Below are 18,594 nucleotides of genomic sequence, written 5' to 3' on the forward strand. Positions count from 1 at the left end.
GCGGCTCTCCGAAGCCGCTGCAGGTCGTCTGCATGGTGCATATGTTTGACTACCAATGAGGCCGCAAACACGGTGATCGTCGATGCGACGAGGCATTGAGTAGCGCGGAGTGCGACTTGTTGATGGCGCGCAGCGGCTTCGGAGAGCCGCGCTCCCATCACATCCCCAGCACCCGCACCAAAAACGCCCACTCGTCCGCCACCTTCTCGATGGTCTTGTTCAGCGCGGTGCCGGCACCATGGCCAGCACTGGTTTCGATGCGGATCAGCACGGGCGGACCGTCCTTGGCCTGGCATTCCTGAAGTCGCGCACCGAATTTGAAGCTATGCGCGGGCACGACGCGGTCGTCGTGGTCGCTGGTGAGCACGAGCGTGGCGGGATAGCGCGTGCCGGGCCTGAGATTGTGATACGGCGAATATTTCAGCAGCGCGGTGAACTCCGCCTTGTTCTCCACGGTGCCATAGTCGCTCTTCCAGCCCCAGCCGATGGTGAACTTTTCGAAACGCAGCATGTCCAGCACGCCCACAGCCGGCAAAGCAGCCGCGTAGAGCTCCGGACGCTGCGTCATGCACGCGCCGACGAGCAAGCCGCCGTTGCTGCCGCCCTGGATCGCGAGTTTTTCGCGCGAGGTGTATTGATCGGTGATGAGCCACTCCGCGGCTGCGATGAAGTCATCAAAGACGTTCTGCTTGCCGAGCTTGATGCCCGCCTGATGCCATTCGCGGCCGTATTCACCGCCACCGCGCAAATTCGGCATGGCAAAGACGCCGCCCATCTCGAGCCATACGGCGCGTGAGACGGAGAAGCCCGGGGTGAGGCTGATGTTGAATCCACCGTAGCCGTAAAGCAGCGTCGGGTTCGCTCCATCGAGCTTCAGCCCCTTCTTGTGCACGATGAACATCGGGATCTTCGTGCCGTCCTTGCTCGCATAGAACACCTGCTTCGTCTCGTAGGCAGAGCTGTCGAATTTGACCTCCGACTTGCGCCAAAGAGTGCTTTCACCCGTCGCTAGATCGAGGCGAAAGATCGCGCCCGCCTCGGTGAAGCTCGTGAACGAGTAAAAGGTCTCCTTGTCCTCCCGATGACCGCCAAATCCGCCTGCGGAACCGATGCCTGGCAGCTTGATGTCACGAATCCACTTCCCGGCCAGATCGAAGCACTTCACCTCGGTCTTCGCATCCCGCAGATACTGGCAGAACATCTGGCCGCCCACCGTGCTGACATCCTCCAGCAGCACCTTGGGCACCTCGGGAACGAGGATGCGCCAATGCTCGCGCTGCGGCTTGCGCACGTCGATGGCGATGACCTGGAAGCACGGCGCGTTCAGGTCGGTGCGGAAGTAGAACACCGGGCCGTCGTTGTCGATGAACTCGTAGCGTGCGTCGTTGTCGTTAAGCAACTCCACCACAGGCGCATCGACGGCGACCTTCTTGTAAAACACCCGGTTCTTCGGCTCCGTGCCCAACCACACTTGGATGATGAGATAATCGCCATCTTCCGTCACATGGCCGCCAAAGCCCCACTTCGGCTCGTTTTTGCGCTCATACACCAGCTTGTCGTCGTCTTGCGTCGTGCCGAGCTTGTGGAAGTAGAGTTTGTGAAACTCATTTTTCGCGGTCAGAGCCGCACCGGGCTTCGGTTCATCATAACGTGAGTAAAAGAAGCCGCTGCCGTCCTTCAGCCACGAAACGCCACTGAATTTCAACCAGCGCACCACATCGTCCAGATCACGACCGCTGGCGATGTCGCGCACGCGGATGGTGTTCCAATCGCTTCCGGCCTCCGAGACACCGTAGGCGATGAGTTTGCCATCCTCGCTCGGCTCGTAGTCACTCAACGACGTCGTGCCGTCCTTCGACATCGCATTCGGATCGAGCAACACCGAGGCCTCGCCGTCCAGCACCTCGGTGGTTTTGAGCACGGCCTGGTTTTGCAACCCGGAGTTGTAGGAATAGAACCAACGCCCGCCTCTCTCGAACGGCATGCCGACGCGCTCGTAATTCCACAACTCGCGCAACCGGGATTCGATCTCATCCCGGCGCGGCAGTTTCTTCAGGTAGCCGAACGTCACCTCGTTCTGAGCCTTCACCCATGCCTTGGTCTCCTCCGAGTTGTCATCCTCCAGCCAGCGATACGGATCAGCGATCTTGACCCCATGCAGCGTGTCCACCACGTCCTCCTTGCGAGTTTTCGGGTAGTTCAGGGATTGAGCAGAGAGTGTGGAAGCCGTCAGCATGATCAAAAGTGCGGTGCGCATGTCTCATGCTGGCCGGTGACGGCAAGAGTGCAACGACGCGCCCGACTTTTTGAGGGCGCCTCGACTCAAGACCACGGTTCGCCCACCGAACTGCACACTGCCTGGATGAGATGCTCGCCAAACCAGCAGTTGCCCAGTTTCTGGGCCTCGCGAATCAACGGTGCCACCTCAGCAACCAAGCCTTTGTTTTTCGCCAGCACGAAAAAGCCCAGCAACCCTGTGACTCGCAGGTGATGCACCTGCGCGAGCTTTCTACCCAGCCGCTCGTCCATGAGCAGCGCATCAGGTTGGAGTTCCAGCGCGAGCGCGATGGCCTCGGTCTCACCAGCATCGAGTCCAGCATCGGAGATCACCTGCGGGATTTGAGCGGGCTTCAAGACCTCGATCCACACAGGCAGTGAACGATGCGCCTTCAACAGTTCTGATTGAACTGCCGGTGGAATCACCACGCGTCCGAAGACAAGCCGCAGAAGCTCCTCCCTCCGGCTGAGCAGAAGCGCCGTCAGAGGCGAGGTGTCGCTTATCACCAGCATGACGGCCTCCTTCAGCTCAAGGCTGCCACGGTCTTCAAATCTTGCTCGAAGTCATCCACATCGTAGTGCTGCGGGATTTTCCTCCGGGCCAGCTCCTTCATCATTTCGGCCTGGGACACACCCGCAATCTCCGCAGCCTGCCCCAAAGTCACTTCCTCCGCGGTGAAAGCGCCTATGGCAAGATGCAGCTTCGCATCACGCGGCTGCATCTTCTTCTCCAAGGCGGCTGGAAGCGGCAAAGTCAGGGTCATGGCCGGACACTGCCACACAAGGTGATTTTTCCAATTCCCATTTCGAGCTCCCTCCGCCATCCTGCGGCACTCTTCTCTCCAACAGCCATGCCCATCTCACCTGATCAATACGAAAAGCTCGGCACCTTCTACCTCGGCCGCGAATACGATCTCGAAGCCAAAGCCGTCAAAGACGACCTCGTGCTCTACGATTCGAAGGACCTCGTCACGCACGGCGTGGTGCTCGGCATGACGGGCAGTGGCAAGACAGGCCTGTGCCTCGGCTTGCTTGAGGAAGCGGCCATCGATGGTGTTCCAGTCATCGCCATCGATCCGAAGGGAGACATCGGCAATGCGTTGCTCACCTTCCCAAATCTCGATGCGAAGGAGTTCCGCCCGTGGATCAATGAGGACGAGGCACGGCGCAAAGGCCAGTCGCCGGACGAATATGCCGAATCGCAGGCCGCGACTTGGAAGAAAGGGCTCGGTGACTGGGGGCAAAGCGCCGATCGCATCAAGAAGCTGCGCGAGATGGTCGATATGGCCATCTACACGCCCGGTAGCAACGCAGGCCTTCCCGTTTCGATTCTCAGCTCGCTGAATTGCCCGCCCGCGGAGGTCATGGATGATGCGGAGGCGCTCGCCGATCGCATTGAGAGCACCGTTTCGTCGATGCTCGGTCTCATGGGCATCGAGGCTGACCCGGTGCAGTCGCCGGAGCACATTTTGCTCAGCAACATCGTCGCGCATTGCTGGAAGAAGGGGCAAAATCTCACGCTCGAAAACCTCGTGCGGCACATCCAGCAGCCGCCGATCCGCAAAGTCGGCGTCGTGGACCTCGAATCGTTCTTCCCTGAGGCCAAACGCGCACCGCTGGCGATGAAGCTGAACAATTTGCTCGCCTCGCCCGGCTTCAGCACGTGGCTGGAGGGCGAGCCGCTCGACATCCAGCGCATGTATTACACGAAGGAGGGCAAACCGCGCATCACGATCTTCTGCATCGCGCACCTCAGCGATACGGAGCGCATGTTCTTCGTCTCGTTGCTGCTGAATCAACTCCTCGGCTGGATGCGCACGCAACAGGGCACCACCTCACTCCGCGCCATCTTCTACATGGACGAGATCATCGGCTACCTGCCGCCGACGGCGATGCCGCCATCGAAGAAACCGATGATGATCCTGCTCAAACAGGCCCGCGCCTTCGGTCTCGGCATCCTTTTGGCCACGCAAAACCCCGCCGACCTCGATTACAAGGCGCTGGCGAACATTGGCACCTGGTGGCTTGGCCGATTGCAGACGGAGCGCGACAAGATGCGCGTGCTCGACGGCCTCGAAGGCGCGGCGAACACCGCCGGTGGCAAATTTGACCGCCAGCTCATGGAGCAAACGCTCGCCGGTCTCGGTGCTCGCGTTTTTCTCATGAACAACGTGCATGAAGACGCGCCCGTCGTTTTCCATGTGCGCTGGATTCTGAGCTATCTGAGCGGTCCGCTGGCTCGCAATCAGATCAAAGCCCTCATGGACCCGATCCGTCCGGCGAAAGAGGAAAATGCCGCTGCTGAGGATGATGGTTTCGCCCCTCCCGGAGCGAGCACATCCAGTGCAGATCGCAATACGACGCGTCCGAAGCTCCCCGAGGACACCACCGAGCTTTTCCAGCCCAGCGATGAAGACGGCGAGAGCCTCACTTACACGCCCGCCATCGTACGCAGCGCCGTGGTGGTCTTTGATGACGCAAAACGCAAAATCAGCGGCAAGAGCGTCATCACCAAGGTCAACGAGATCGACATCGAGAAGCAAAAGGTGCTCTGGGACAAGTTCGTGGACATCCCGGAGAACGACGACCTCTCGAAATACGACACCGATCCCAAAGATAACGCCGCCTACGCCGATCTGCCCGGCCCCGCGCTCAAATCGAGCACCTATACGAGCATCAAAAAAGACTTCGCTGACTGGGTTTACGCGAATCACAGCCTTGAAGTCTATTTCAGCCCGCTTCTGGAGGCCTATTCGAATCCCGGCGAGAAGCAGGACGAGTTCAAAGCCCGCGTGACGCAAACGGCGCGCGAGCAACGAGACAAGGCCGTGGAAGAACTCCGCGAGAAGACCGCCAAAGCCGTGAAAGCCCTGGAGGCCAAGGCAGACAAAGCCTCAGCCAAGGTGGAAACACAGAAGGCACAGGCCAGCAGTGCCACGCTGAGCAGCGTCGTCTCCATCGGCGGCGGCATTCTGGGGGCCATCTTTGGTCGCAAGAGCGGCATCACTGCCGCCAGCAGCAGCATCGCCGGGGCCAGCCGCGTCATGAAGGAACGCCGTGAGGCGGCCGCCGCCGAGAGCGAGCTTGCGGCCATCCATTCGGAGATGGCAGACCTGGAAAAACAACTCGCCGACGAAACGCAGAAGATCCGGGATCAATACGATCCGGCCGCGCTCACGCTGGAGACGTTCAAACTGACCCCGGTGAAGAAAAACATCCAGGTGACTGCGACGGGGATTTTGTGGCTGGTGAAGTGACAAGGGATGGGGGACTCTGTCCCCCTCTGAGTTTGGGGGACAGAGTCCCCCGCTCCGTGATGCTCCTTGAAATGCCAACGCCATGAAGTGGGACGATCTCAAGTTCTTCAAGCCCTTCGCCGAAATTGAGCACACGGCGAACAAACTGCCTCACTGGCAGCAACCCGGCGCTACTTACTTCATCACCTTCCGCCTCGGCGACTCCACTCCGACGGAGTTGCGGAATCGCTGGCAAGCTGAGCGCGAACAATGGCTGCTTCACCATCCGAAACCCTGGTCGGCGGAGGTTGAAGCCGAGTATCACCTCCGTTTCAGTCGGCAGATGGACCAGTGGCTTGATGCGGGATACGGCTCATGTCTGCTACGAGGATCAGAAGTGCGCAGTATCCTCGCCGGCACCTTGCAGCATTTTGATGGTGACCGTCACCATCACCACGCCTGGATCATCATGCCGAATCATGTGCACTGCCTGACCACTCTATCGAGCGGGTCGAAGCTGGAACAGGTGATCAAGAGCTGGAAGGGCTTCTCTGCCACGAGCATCAACAAGCATCTGCATCGCTCCGGCCCGCTGTGGCAGGAAGATTACTTTGACCGACTGATCCGCGATGCTGAGCATTTCACGAACTGCGCACGCTACATCCGCCGAAACCCGCAGAAGGCAAAGCTAAATCCCGACGAATTCACTTTGTTCGAGACTGAATTCGCCCAACGCCGCTGATCCAAGGAGTGGGGGACTCCGTCCCCCATGAACCCAGAAGGGGGGACGGAGTCCCCCGCTCCTTGAACAAAGCTCAATACACATCCCGGCGATACCGCTTCGCATCCTTCATCGCCTGAACGTAGGCGGCGGCTTCCTCGGGAGTCTTGCCGCCTTCTTTTTCGATGATGGCGTGCAACGCACGGTCAACATCCAGGGCCATGCGCGAGGCGTCGCCGCAGACGTAGAAGATCGCGCCCTGTTCAAGCCACGCCCAGAACTCGGCGCTGTTTTCGAGCATCTTGTGCTGCACGTAGATTTTTTCGGCCTGATCGCGGCTCCAGGCGGTGCTGAGCTTCGTCAGCGTGCCGTCAGCCAGATAGGCCTCGAATTCCTCCTTGTAGAAAAAGCAGGACTTGCTGCTGACCTCGCCGAAGAACAGCCAGGCCTTCCCTTTGGCACCGGTGGCTTTGCGTTCTTCGAGGAAGGCTCGGAACGGCGCGATGCCGGTTCCGGGGCCGCACATGATCACTGGCGTCACATCATGCGGTTCCGGCAGACGGAAGCCTTTTCCGTGATTCACGAAGCACGGGATGAGTGTCTCGTTCGGCGTCACGCGTTCGGCCAGGAACGAGGAACACACGCCAGCGCGGGCGCGGCCGTGGCTGGTGTAGCGCACCGTGGCGACGGTGAGGTGCACTTCATCCGGATGCGCCTTCTGGCTGCTGCTGATCGAGTAGAGGCGGATGTTGAGCTTTTTCTGCGTGGCGATGAACTCCTCCGGCGTGAACTTCGCGGTCGGGTTTTCGAGCAGCAGGTCGATCACAAAGCGGCCCCAGAGGTAGTTCTTGAGCTCTTCCTTCTTCTCGGGCAGCGAAAGTTCGGCGAGAGGCGTGTTGCCGCCGGTTTTCTCGACGATGGCCTTGATGAGCTTGTTATCGACCTCGGTGATGAGCGCGCCCTCGATCAAGGCCTGGCGAATCGGCACCTCGGCGGCGGTTTTGGGGTGCTTTACGATTTCCGTGCCGGAAAAGCCGAGCGCCTTGAGCGTGTCGTCCACGAGTGCGGGATCGTTCGTGGGTTGCACAGCCAGCGAGTCACCTGGCGTGTATTCGAGGCCGCTGCCGCCGAGGTCGATCTCATAGTGCGCGGTGTGCTTCGGGGCATCGGGGCCGGAAAGGTTGAACATGCGCTTCACTTTCGCGATGCAGGGGTTCTTGACGTTGTAAACGGGCTTTCCGGCGTCTGGGGTGCTCATGGTGGTTGGTTGAAAAATTCGCGCGAGACTAGGGAACGCTGGAGGACCTGTCAATCTGTAGGCCGGATGTGTTCGGCGGAAACGACGCCTCACCCGCAAGGGGAACCTTTGCCGAACTATCCGGCTGGAGCGTGTGTCTCGGGTGATAAACGCACGAGCAGAGCCGGATAGTTTGGCGAATGTCATGTAGGAGATGATGTGAACGATGTGCGCCAAACACATCCGGCCTACGTTCTGGCGGCAAAAATCAACATCGCCCTGGCACCCGGCCCGCTTTCAAGATTTGTCAGCTCCACGCTGCCGCCGTGCAACTCCGCGACCTCTTTGACGAAGCACAGGCCCAGACCGGTGCTCTTTTTGCCCGTGTCGGGACGCGGCAGCGAGTAGAAGCGCTCAAAGACACGTGCACGGGCATAATCAGGAATGCCAGGGCCACGATCTTCGATTTCGATGACCGCTTTCGAATCAAAGCGGTAGGCGCGAACGACGATGACGCTGCTCTTCGGCGCGAAGTCGATGGCGTTTTGGATGAGATTGCCCACCGCGAGCTCGATGAGCCAGGAATCGCCCTCGATGACGAGATCCTCCGCGACCTCGCACTTCAAAGAAACCTCACGGGCCGCAGCCACCAACGCGTGATGATCCCAGGCACGGTTGATCACCGCACCAAGATCCACCGGCTCACGCTTTTCGAGCTTCTTCTGTTTTTCGAGCGCGGCGAGGTGCAGCAGTCGTTCGAGCAGATCGCGGAGGCGACCGGCCTCGACGCGGATGTTTTGCAGGAAACGTGCACGTTTCGGTTCCGGCACATCGCCCTGAAGAATCTCGCTGGCGCCGAGAATGGCGGCGACGGGGCTTTTCAGCTCATGCGTGAGGCTTTGGACGTAATGCTCGACGTATTCGCGGCCTTCGAGCGAATCCCGCATCGACTCGAGGGCTGAGGCGAGCGTCTTCATCTGATGACCGGGCATGTGGGGTGCGGTGGAGCGCTCGCCACGGCTCACCGCCAGCGCATGCTGCGCCAGCACGTCGAGCGGACGCGTGGCCCAGCGTGCAGCCAGGTAAATGCCGAGCAGCATGAGCACGACGGTGGTGATGATGGACAGCTTCAGCCAGCGCTCGGTTTCCCAAACGAAAGCCAGCACACCGCGTTGAGGTTTGGCGACGCTGATCATGCCGATCGTCCTGCCATCCTTCACAATCGGAGCGCCGACATACATGACAACCGACAGCGGATCGTATTCGCTCGTGCGTGAGGAACGCGCCCCGTATTCGCCCACGAGCGTGAGATTCACGTCGCGATGATTCGAGATCGTGCCGATCTTTTCGATGCCAGAAGAGTCGAACAGGACTCGTCCCTGGGCATCAGTGACATAGACCTGCATGTCCACGCGGCGTTTGTTCAGGTTGTAGATGCGTGCGTTGAGCTGACGCTGCTGGGCGGCGCGGATGGCCTGCTCGACCTTCTGCGGATTGAGAACGCCGTCTTTGGCGTCCGCGCCGATGACTTCGGCCAGGATGTTCGCCACATCGACCATCGGCTCCTCGACGGCTTCAAAATATTGCCGCTCGACGCGGCGAACGAGCTGCGAAAACAGGACCGCCAGCCCGACGCTCGCCACGAGCGCAAAGCCGAGAAGAAAACGCGCGGTGAGGCTCATGCGGAAGGCCAGGTTTCGAGCAGCGAGTAACCCATGCCGCGATGCGTGACGATGGGATCGATGCCCTCCCGCACGCCACGCATGCGGGCCCGGAGGGTTTTGATGTGCGTGTCCACCGTGCGTTCCATGGAGGCATCCGGTTCCTCGGAGGCGTGGTCCATGAGCTGTTCGCGGGAAAAAACTCGGCCTGGATGCGCGGCAAAGGCCTTCAGCATGCGAAACTCGTAGCGTGAGAGATTCAGCGCCGTGCCGAAGTAAACCGCCTGACAGCGCAGATCGTCGATCACGAGCGGGATGGAGGTATCGTGACCGTTTGGCGGCAGAGGGACCGAAGAAACACGCCGCAGGATGGCGCGGACGCGGGCCACGAGCTCACGCGGGCTGAAGGGCTTCACGACATAATCGTCTCCACCGATCTCCAGTCCCACCACACGGTCCACCTCGCTGGAACGTGCGGTGAGGAAGAGGATGGGCAGCGTGCGAGTTTTGCGCACCGCCTTGCAGACCTCGAATCCGGTCATGTCCGGCAAGCCGACATCGAGGATGATGAGATCGAAGGTTTGCGACTTCATCTGCTCCAGCGCATCGCGACCAGTGGTGGCGGTCGCGACGGCGAATCCGTCTGCTTCGAGGGCATAGACGACGTTTTCGCAGATGGAAGGCTCGTCTTCGACGATGAGAATGCGTGAGGACATGTGTTCGGTCGAGTAAGTTTTTGAACCGCTAACGTGACGCTGACAAGACGCTAATTCAGAATCTCTTTGATTAGCGTCAAATCAGCGTCTCATCAGCGGTTAAGCTCAATGATTCACGCCAGCCTCGGCGAAACCACGCCGAGCTTCTGGCTCCAGTCGATCTTTGCTGTGAGCGCCATCAAGACACCGAGTGTGGCGATGCCGCCGAGCGTCAGCGTGAGACCGGTGAGGCCCTTGAAGAAGAAGCTGTAGCTGAAGAGCACCATGTAGGCCGTCTGGGAGACGACCGCGACTCCGAAGAGGAAATGGCCTGCGGCGGCCCGGATGTAGCCGCAGACCAAGGCCAGCGAGCAGGCGGCGGCGATCACGAAGCTGAGATGCACGGGCACAACATCGAGCATGTAGGAGAAGAGCAGCGGAAAGGCGAAGAATCCGGCGGCGAGGAAGAAGTAATTCACCGGATGCAGCGAGACGCCGCGCGAGATGGCGGTGATGATGATCACTCCAAAGAAGAGCAGCAGCGACAGCGGCGCGTAGAACGCGATCTGCGCGGCCACAGGCCCGGCATTCAGCTCACGGGGCATCTCCATGGCGATGCCAGGAGCGGAAATGGCGTCCTCATATTTCCAGACGAGCTGCATGCCTTTGTCCGCCTCCTTGCGATCTGTGGGAGAGCTGACGGGGAAGTTCACATCGGTGAAGTCAGTGCTCATGGTGAGCGTGAAGTCGCGGATGCGACTGGTGTCGGCGAAGGCGTAGCGCCATTCGTCCATGCCACGGCATTCGTAGCTCACGGTCACGGGAATGCTCTCCCCAGGGGCGAGTTGGACGCTGTCCGTGATCACGCCCTGCTCGGGAGCGGCGACGGAGCGTCGGGCTTTCTCGCCTTCACCGAGCGTGAAGTTGATCTTGTCCAGCATCGTGTTTCCGGCAGGAAGATCGAAGTCGATGGCCAGCGTCTGCGTGATGGCGGTGTTGTTGGTGAAGGTGTAGCCGCCTTCAAACTGCACGCCGTAGGTGCGGTGCCACAGAAGGCCCATTTTGACCGGCTGATAGGCCAGCTTCACTTTCACATCGCTCTTCGCGGGCTGGAGCACCACCTTTGAGCCACTCGACGAGGTGTAGCGAGCCACGGGATGCTTTTGCAAAAGCGGCGGCCCCCAGCGCCCGCTGACGCTGTCGCCGGTCTGATACGAGACGTGGTTGGTGCGATGCACGATGACGCCGCCCAGAAACCACCAGGCAATGCTGGTGCAGAGGAAGATGAGCGAGATGACGATGAGGTGGGAGAGTTTCATAAGTTCCAAGTTTCAGGTTTAAAGTTTCAAGTTGAGGTCAGTTGGAGGTGCGTTTGCGGTAGGTGATGCGGGCCTGGGGTTGTTGATCGCGGCAGAGGGATTTCCGCAGGTGAAGGCCGGGGGACGTGGCCTTGTCGGCGATGGGATCGACGTTCCCCGCGAAGCTGAGGTCGTAGGCGGCGGGGAGCTGCACATTCCAGTCGATCTGCTTCGCAAAGAACGGCGTCTGTGGCAGCGCCAGGTCGAGTTCTCCTTCGGCAGCTTGCAAAGCGGCGAGCGTGGCGGTGAAGGAGAGTTTGACCTCCGATTCGGCTCCGTCGGTCGCAGGATCGTCGAGGGGGATCTCCACGCGACCGGCGTCATTGACGACGGGGCGCACCGGATCGCCGTTGACGTGACATTGGAGGAGTTTCGCAGCCTCCGGGAGCTGCAACGCGAGTTTCACCGGATGGTCATGGCGCACCGTGATCGTGCCTTCGGTGAGCACGGAGCCATCACGCACGACTTGCGTGGTGTAAGTAGCGAGACTGACGATGGCGTCGTCTGTGAGGCCGGAAGCTGCAACTGGGGCCGATTTGCGGGCATCAACGAGTGACAGGACGATTTCACCACCCGCCGCAGGCAGCGCCATGAAGCCGGGTCTGGCGAGGGTTTTCACCTCCGAGCCGATTTGGAGACGCAGCACCTGATTCTCGGCCAATTCTTTCACCTCCAATGCCGCCACCGGAGATGCAGCGAGATGCAGCACGGTCCCCTGCCCTTCGGGTGAAAGCGAAAAAGTCAGCTTCACCGACTGCGGGCCGGCTTTGTCGGTGACAAGGCAGAGATGATCGCCGCTGACGATGATGCGGGCATCCTTGGGCTCGACGGCGATCACGCTGGAAGCCGCTCCCGTGAGAGGAATCGACTGCCAGCCGTCCTCAATGCTCTCCACCTGCATCTCGGCGGTGATCGTTCCCGATTTCGGATCGAGCTGATAATGACTCGCAAGCAAGGCCGCCCCGACCGGTGCCTTCGATTTGGCGCTGGAGGGCACTTCCTTTGGCAAAGTGGCCGCGACGAGGCGTTTCAGTTCGCCGTAGGTGATGCGCACCTCGCTGTCATCGAGCGTGGCAGCGGTGACGCGGGCGGGTGTTTGAGCCGTGAGGGTCACGGCTCCGAGCAGGAGGATGAGGAGTGCTTTCATCGCCCGCCATGCTCAAGAGCGGCGTGAAACCTTGATGAAGCGGGGATGAATTGGCCGTGAAAAGGGATTTCACGAGGCGGGAACGGCAGAAATGGCATCGGAACCCGTTGAAGGCGCTGCTGGTGACCGCGTTCCCTGGCGGAGCGCTGGGTTTGCTTCACGGTGGCCTGCGACAAACCCAGGGCGGCGCTCGCCAAGGCTCGCTTGCCCTGGGCTGTGTTACGCAAGCCCCTTGGGTGCTTTTCTGGGAGAAGAAAGGGATTGAAGCACATCCGGAACACGCCCCCTCAGTTGCGGCGCAACTGAGCTACTTTACAAAGCCGCGTGGCAGCAGCTCGGGATGGCGTCGCTGCTGAAGTCGAGGGTGCCGCGAAGGCGCCAGGCCATGACGAGGGCGGCAGTGAAAGCGAGGCCGCGCTGGATTTTGCGCATGGTCTGCGGCTGAACTTTGCCGCTGATGAGGTGGAGCTGTGTCTGCGCCAGCCAGAGCAACGGGAGGGTACCCAAACCGAAGGCGAAGGCAAACTCGCCGCCCTTGATAGCGGAGCCGTTTGCCATGGCGAGGGCGAACATGAGGTAGAGCGGACCGCAAGGCAGCAGCGGTGTGGCAAAACCCAGCAAGCCGGCACGTGCGGCGCTGTGCAGGCGGAAAGCAGCGGTTTGGATGCGGCGCACACCGGCACGGAGGAACTGCGGCTTTGGCAGGTAGGTCTCCAACCCCATGCCGACGATGGCGAAGGCGATCACGAGCATCCACGGCAGCACGATGCCGGCGCCGTGCTGGAAGAACTTCAGGGGCATGACGCCGATCATTCCGGCGAGCGTCCCGACCAGCGCATACGAGACGAGGCGGCCCAGGTGATAGAGCCCGGTGTCACGCATGAAACCGGAGGCTCCCGGCTTCGCTGACACCGCCCAGGAGCACGAAAGCGGCCCGCACATGCCCACACAGTGGACACTGGTGACGAGTCCGGCCAGAAAGGCGGCCGCACTGGTGTCAATGGCCTGCATGAACGGTGCGGGTGACGAGCGGAATCTCCTGCGGCGCATTCTTGACCGCCAGGGTGATGAAGAACACCCACCACGCGACGAATCCGGTGAAAGCCACGGCGACGAAAAGCCAGGGACGGACGGAGAGGAACTTGGGGATCATGGGGCGCGTTGGGGTTTGAGGAAAAAGCACGGGATTCCTCCCGCAGGATTCAGTGGATGAAGTCTTTGACGTCGAGGGACGAAGCGGGGCCGGTCTGCACGTTCGGGCCGAGGTATTCCATGACGCGCGTCTCCATGCTGTCGCCGCGCGCTGCGTCGGACACCTTCACGCGGAACTTGATGGGGCGCTTGTAGTCGGCCTGGGGCAGCGTGACGACGAGTGTCTTCAACTCCTCAGCCATGGGTTTGAGAGTGAGCGTCTGATCCTCGCCGATGACCTGGAGCGAAGGCGGAACCTCACCGATGAGCTCGATCGTGTAGGTGGAGCTGTCATTGCGTTTGTTGATGACGCGGAGCTGGAACTGGTTCCTGATGATGCCGTTGTCCACGTAGAAGGACGCGCCGCCCATGCGCACGACACTGGCGCGCAGCGGCGAGATCCGGGTGGTGGCGATGCTGAAGGCAACCATGCCGACGAGAAGAACGCAGGCGTAGAATATGGTTCGCGGGCGGATGAGGCGCGTCCTGCCCCCGTTGAGGCCGGTGTAGGAGTCGTAGCGCACGAGTCCCTTCGGACGGCCGAGCTTGGCCATGATGTCATCGCAGGCATCGACGCAGGCGGCACAGCCGATGCACTCGAGCTGCAGTCCGTTGCGGATGTCGATGCCGGTGGGGCAGACCTGGACGCAGCGGCGGCAGTCCACGCAGTCGCCCGCAGGTTTTTCGACGGTGGCCTTGCCACGCGGCTCACCGCGCTTTTTGTCGTAACCGATCACGACGGAGTTGTCGTCGGTCAGCGCCGACTGGAGGCGGCCGTAGGGACAGAGAATGATGCAGAACTGCTCACGGAACCAACTGAAGGAGCCATAGAGCGCGGCGGTGAGAAACACGACGACACCGAAGGCCTTCGCATGCTGCGCAGGCGAATGGTGCATCATCTCGTACAGCGCCTTGATGGAGACGAAGTAACTGAGGAAGACGTGGGCGATGGCGGCCGAGATGGCGATGAAGATTGCGTGCTTGAAGACACGACGGGCGATCTTTTGAGCGGTCCACGGCGCATCCTCCAGGCGGCGGCGGTTCGGGCCATCACCATCGATCCAGCGCTCCACCCGGCGATAGACCTGCTCCATGAACACGCTGTAGGGACAGGTCCAGCCGCACCAGATGCGGCCGAAGAGCGAGGTGACGTAGAAGAGCGAGAAGGCCAGCCCTGTGACGAGAAAGAAGCCGATCCAGAGGTCCTGCGTGGCGAGCGTCAGGCCGAAAAAGTGGAAACGGCGTTCCTGCACGTCCAAAAAGACAGCAGGAAAGCCGTTCACCGGAATCCACGGCAGTCCCACATAGATGGCCAGCAGCACCAGCGCGACCACGCGCCTCCAGAAGGTGAAGGGTCCACGGACATCCGCCGGATGGACGAATTTGCGTGAACCATCAGCATTGATTGTGGAGAGGGACTCGAGTGTGGGGGTGGATGGTTTCATTTGGTTGCCTGGCGCGACAGGCGGTGTGGACTGAGGCGGAGTTTAGTTTTGAGCAGATGCAGGTGCCGGGGCAGGAACGGCGGGAGCAGGAGCAGGAGCAGCGGGAGCAGCGGTGGCAGGAGCAGCAGTCGCCGCACCCGCTTTCAGAGGGGAGTCCGCAGCGAGTGTGACGGGTTCGCCCTTCTGATGCTTGCTGAGCACGAAGGCGACGACTTCGACCACGCGGTTGAGACCGAGCTGCGGCTCCCACGGCGGCATGCCCTTGGTGAGATCAGGAGCGCCTTTGCGGACGATGTTGAGCATCTGCAGCGGATTTCCACCGTGCTTCCACTCGGTGTCGTTGAGCGGAAGGCCCGGCAGCTTGGCTCCGGCGATCTTCGCCGAAAGGTCGGGCGCATGGCAGGCCACACAGGTCGCGGCAAAGGTGGCGGCGCCAGCGGCGACGACCTTCTCGTCCTTGGACATTTCCCAGAGCTTGTCGTCGGAGATCTTCTCCATCTCTTTCATCTGCACGTTCTTCACGTTGGCGATGGCATTCTCGACCTTGGCGATGTCGGAGTCGCCGAGGCGGAGCTGGTAGTAGGCCACCCAGGCGATGACAAACCACACGATGGTGATGTACCAGGTGAAGAGCCACCAGTTGGGCAGTTTTTGATCGTACTCCTGGATGCCGTCATAGACGTGATCGCGGAGGACGGGGCCGTTGTTGGGAGATTCGGGTTTCATGGGTTCAATCGAGGTGAGAAAAGTCAGGTCAGTCGTCCAAAGGCATGCGGGAGAGCCTGTCTGCGCGCTCCTTGCGGAGGGAGAGCGCACGCACGAGGAAGGTGAAGAAGACGAGCGCGGTGACGGCGAAGGCGACGTAGGGCACCCAGTCGAGGGCGGAGTCGTAAATCAGGCGTTTGTACATGGCGTCGTGAGGTCAGGGGTTACTTGGTCACGGCAGAGGTGCGATACCCGTCAGGAATGCCCGGCTTGAGCGGGAACGGAATGGCGAGCGGTGTGCCCTTGGTCTTGTCCTCGACCTGCGGCACATCGTATTTGCCGAGTTTCTGGAGGTAGGAGATCAGGGCGACGATCTTCGTGTCCGGCAGGGCGCCGGGGCGGCCTTGCGCTTCGAGTTCCTTGGCGATCTGGATGCCCTGTTCGACGGCCTTGGTCTTCACCTCGGTCTCCGTCATGGCAGGATAAGGCACCCCGAGCTTTGTCAGCACGCCGATCTTGCTCCACAGGGTCTTCTGATCGTATTTTTCGTCAAAGAGGTGGGGATAAGGGGGCATGTTCGAGCCGACGGAGATGAGGCGCGGGTCCTTCATGTGGTCGTAGTGCCAGCTATGCGGGTATTTGCCGCCTTCACGGGCAAGGTCCGGTCCGGTGCGCTTCGATCCCCATTGGAAGGGATGATCGTAGATGCTCTCGCCGAGGCGGCTGTAATCACCGTAGCGCAGCACGTCCGGCAGCATGGTGCGGATCATCTGCGAGTGGCAGTTGTAGCAGCCTTCGCTGACGTAGATGTCGCGCCCGGCGAGTTCGAGCGGCGTGTACACCTGCTGGATGCGATCCTCGACGTTCTGCGCACGATTCACCATGACGGTCGGGATGATCTGGATCAGGCCGCCGAGGGCCACAGCGACGAAGGTGAGCACGGTGAAGGGCATCCAGTTGTTCAGCAGGCTTTCATACCAGTTCGACCAGCGATGGTGGCTCTTCTGGAAACGCTTCACTGCAAGGACGGCGAAGATGCCAGCGCAGATGAGGGCGGCGATGTCGGCCCCCGGCGGCAGGAACAACCAGGCGAGCACCAGGATCAGCCCGGCGAACATGCAGGCAATGGGATCATTGAGGAAGGTCTCCTTCAGACCCATCGTGTCGCGCTGGTGGCGCTCGATCACGGCCACCTCACGGGTTTCGTTGACGGCCTTGCCCTTGCGGATGGTGATCCAGATGTTCAGCGCCATCAGGATCATGCCCACCAGGTAGAGCGAGCCGCCGATGATGCGGAAGCCCATCATGGCGCGGATCGAGGTCAGCGTGTCGATGAAGTTCGGGTAAACGAGCGCCGTGCCATCCGGAGTCGTGGCATTCAACATGAGGCCCTGCATGATGCCGGACACCCACATGGAGCCGACATAGACCAGGATGCCGATGAGGCCGAGCCAGAAGTGGAAGTTCGCCCAGCTCTGGGAGTGCAGCTTCGTGCCATACAGACGCGGCGTGAGCCAGTAGAACATGCCGGCGGCCATGAAGCCGTTCCAGCCCATCGCACCGGAGTGCACGTGGCCGATGGTCCAGTCCGAGTAGTGCGAGAGGGAGTTCACCGCACGGATCGAAAGCAGCGGGCCTTCAAAGGTGGACATGCCGTAGAAAGTCACGGCAGCGATGAAGAACTTCACCACAGGATCGGTGCGCAGCTTGTCCCAGGCGCCGCGGAGCGTGAGCAGGCCGTTGAGCATGCCGCCCCAGCTCGGAGCCCACAGCATCAGGGAAAAGAACATGCCCAGCATCTGCAGCCATTTCGGCAGCGCGGTGTTGAGGAGGTGATGCGGACCCGCCCAGATGTAGATGAACACCAGTGACCAGAAGTGAACGATGGACAGGCGATACGAATACACCGGACGCTCCACCGCCTTCGGCAGGAAGTAATACATGATGCCGAGGATCGGCGTGGTCAGGAAGAAGGCGACGGCATTGTGACCATACCACCACTGCACCAGGGCGTTCTGCACACCGGCGAAGACCGAGTAGCTGTGCGTCAGGCTCGTTGGAATCGACAGGTGGTTCACGATGTAGAGCAGGGCGATTGTGATGATCGTGGATATGTAGAACCACAGCGCCACGTAGAGGGAGGGCTCGTTGCGCTTTGCCAGCGTCCAGAAGAAGTTCACCGCGAACACCACCCAGATCAGCGCCACGGCGATGTTGATCGGCCAGATGAGCTCGGCGTATTCCTGCCCGCGTGTGAGGCCCAGCGGCAGCGTGATGGCCGCGCTCACAATGATCAACTGCCAGCCCCAGAAGTGGATCTTCGACAGCAGGTCCGAAGCCATCCGTGCCTTGCACAGGCGCTGCGTCGAATAATAGATGCCGGCGAACATCATGTTCCCCACGAAGGCGAAGATCACCGCGTTTGTGTGCAGCGGGCGGAGGCGGCCGAAGGTCAGCCAGGATGCGACATTGAGCTGGTGGAAGTTCAGCTGCGAGGCGATGAAGACGCCCGCCAGCATGCCGACGATGCCCCAGATGATGGAGGCCAGCATGAACTGTCGGACGACCTTGTCATCGAACTCGATCGTGATTTTTGAGGTGGTGGTGGTCATGGCGTTGGAGTGAGAGAATCAGGAAACCGGCGGTGCGTTGCGGACGCGAACGGGTGCGCCGTCATCCAGCGGGAGCAGGGCGTCCTGCTCGATGCTGCGATGCTTCCGCTGCGCCCTCTCCCCCAGGAACAGCACCGCGAACAAGACAGCGAATGCGAGGCTCATGAAGATGGTGACAGCGAAGACTTCCATTGGTGCGACAATAGAGCGCATCCACTGACCCGCTCAGCATGCGTTGCTTGATGCTGCACGGATATTGCGTGCCAGTTTTGTGCCCGGCGCGCAAAGGAAGATGCGTGCCGCGAGCGT

At 60.8% G+C, this 18,594-nt stretch carries 17 protein-coding genes; 2 read left to right on the top strand and 15 right to left on the bottom strand.

Going from position 1 to position 18,594, the window contains the following annotated elements:
* Positions 1-157: 157 nt before the first annotated feature.
* The 3 genes from IAE77_RS10890 to IAE77_RS10900 all read right to left on the bottom strand — a co-directional run bounded on the left by IAE77_RS10890 (position 158) and on the right by IAE77_RS10900 (position 3,041).
* The gene (locus IAE77_RS10890; RefSeq protein WP_294226051.1) at positions 158-2,257 is read right to left on the bottom strand and encodes a prolyl oligopeptidase family serine peptidase; all 2,100 of its coding nucleotides are present in this window, start codon (positions 2,255-2,257) and stop codon (positions 158-160) included.
* Between the two features lie 65 nt (positions 2,258-2,322).
* Positions 2,323-2,790 (bottom strand): hypothetical protein, encoded by a 468-nt coding sequence (locus IAE77_RS10895; protein WP_294226053.1) that lies wholly within the window; start codon positions 2,788-2,790, stop codon positions 2,323-2,325.
* An 11-nt stretch (positions 2,791-2,801) separates the two neighbouring features.
* Entirely contained in the window at positions 2,802-3,041 is a 240-nt protein-coding gene (locus tag IAE77_RS10900) for a UPF0175 family protein (protein WP_294226056.1), read from the bottom strand.
* Between the two features lie 87 nt (positions 3,042-3,128).
* Here IAE77_RS10900 and IAE77_RS10905 point away from each other — a divergent pair, with 87 nt between their 5' ends.
* Positions 3,129-5,534 (top strand): DUF87 domain-containing protein, encoded by a 2,406-nt coding sequence (locus IAE77_RS10905; protein WP_294226061.1) that lies wholly within the window; start codon positions 3,129-3,131, stop codon positions 5,532-5,534.
* A gap of 82 nt (positions 5,535-5,616) precedes the next feature.
* Positions 5,617-6,255: a transposase gene (locus tag IAE77_RS10910; protein ID WP_294226064.1), complete on the top strand. Its 639-nt coding sequence runs from the start codon at positions 5,617-5,619 to the stop codon at positions 6,253-6,255.
* Positions 6,256-6,328: 73 nt separating this feature from the next.
* Here IAE77_RS10910 and IAE77_RS10915 read toward each other — a convergent pair whose 3' ends face one another.
* From IAE77_RS10915 to IAE77_RS10970, 12 genes are all read right to left on the bottom strand, one after another.
* Positions 6,329-7,492, bottom strand: a complete 1,164-nt coding sequence (locus tag IAE77_RS10915) for a sulfite reductase subunit alpha (protein WP_294226065.1) — start codon at positions 7,490-7,492, stop codon at positions 6,329-6,331.
* Between the two features lie 227 nt (positions 7,493-7,719).
* Complete coding sequence (gene creC, locus IAE77_RS10920; protein ID WP_294226067.1) at positions 7,720-9,153, bottom strand: two-component system sensor histidine kinase CreC; 1,434 nt, start codon at positions 9,151-9,153, stop codon at positions 7,720-7,722.
* Positions 9,150-9,848, bottom strand: a complete 699-nt coding sequence (gene creB / locus IAE77_RS10925; RefSeq protein ID WP_294226070.1) for a two-component system response regulator CreB — start codon at positions 9,846-9,848, stop codon at positions 9,150-9,152. Before creB ends, creC begins: the two co-directional genes overlap by 4 nt.
* Positions 9,849-9,961: 113 nt before the next feature.
* Entirely contained in the window at positions 9,962-11,146 is a 1,185-nt protein-coding gene (locus IAE77_RS10930; RefSeq protein WP_294226073.1) for an inner membrane CreD family protein, read from the bottom strand.
* 37 nt (positions 11,147-11,183) lie between these two features.
* Positions 11,184-12,332 (bottom strand): hypothetical protein, encoded by a 1,149-nt coding sequence (locus IAE77_RS10935; RefSeq protein ID WP_294226076.1) that lies wholly within the window; start codon positions 12,330-12,332, stop codon positions 11,184-11,186.
* A 312-nt stretch (positions 12,333-12,644) separates the two neighbouring features.
* Complete coding sequence (locus tag IAE77_RS10940) at positions 12,645-13,343, bottom strand: sulfite exporter TauE/SafE family protein (protein WP_294226079.1); 699 nt, start codon at positions 13,341-13,343, stop codon at positions 12,645-12,647.
* Positions 13,330-13,485: a hypothetical protein gene (locus tag IAE77_RS10945; RefSeq protein WP_294226081.1), complete on the bottom strand. Its 156-nt coding sequence runs from the start codon at positions 13,483-13,485 to the stop codon at positions 13,330-13,332. The genes IAE77_RS10940 and IAE77_RS10945 overlap by 14 nt, the downstream gene beginning before the upstream one ends.
* Positions 13,486-13,534: 49 nt before the next feature.
* Positions 13,535-14,968, bottom strand: coding sequence for a cytochrome c oxidase accessory protein CcoG (gene ccoG / locus IAE77_RS10950; protein WP_294226084.1), 1,434 nt, complete (start codon positions 14,966-14,968; stop codon positions 13,535-13,537).
* A 42-nt stretch (positions 14,969-15,010) separates the two neighbouring features.
* Complete coding sequence (locus IAE77_RS10955) at positions 15,011-15,694, bottom strand: cbb3-type cytochrome c oxidase N-terminal domain-containing protein (protein WP_294226086.1); 684 nt, start codon at positions 15,692-15,694, stop codon at positions 15,011-15,013.
* Between the two features lie 28 nt (positions 15,695-15,722).
* Positions 15,723-15,878 carry a hypothetical protein gene (locus IAE77_RS10960; RefSeq protein WP_294226089.1) on the bottom strand — a complete coding sequence of 52 codons (156 nt, stop codon included), beginning with the start codon at positions 15,876-15,878 and terminating at the stop codon, positions 15,723-15,725.
* 19 nt (positions 15,879-15,897) lie between these two features.
* A complete protein-coding gene (gene ccoN, locus IAE77_RS10965) occupies positions 15,898-18,285 on the bottom strand; it encodes a cytochrome-c oxidase, cbb3-type subunit I (RefSeq protein WP_294226094.1) in 2,388 nt (795 codons plus the stop codon).
* Between the two features lie 18 nt (positions 18,286-18,303).
* Positions 18,304-18,450, bottom strand: coding sequence for a hypothetical protein (locus IAE77_RS10970; RefSeq protein WP_294226096.1), 147 nt, complete (start codon positions 18,448-18,450; stop codon positions 18,304-18,306).
* Positions 18,451-18,594 lie beyond the last annotated feature (144 nt).

It is taken from the genome of Prosthecobacter sp. (assembly GCF_014879935.1).
Classification (GTDB): Bacteria; Verrucomicrobiota; Verrucomicrobiia; order Verrucomicrobiales; family Verrucomicrobiaceae; genus Prosthecobacter.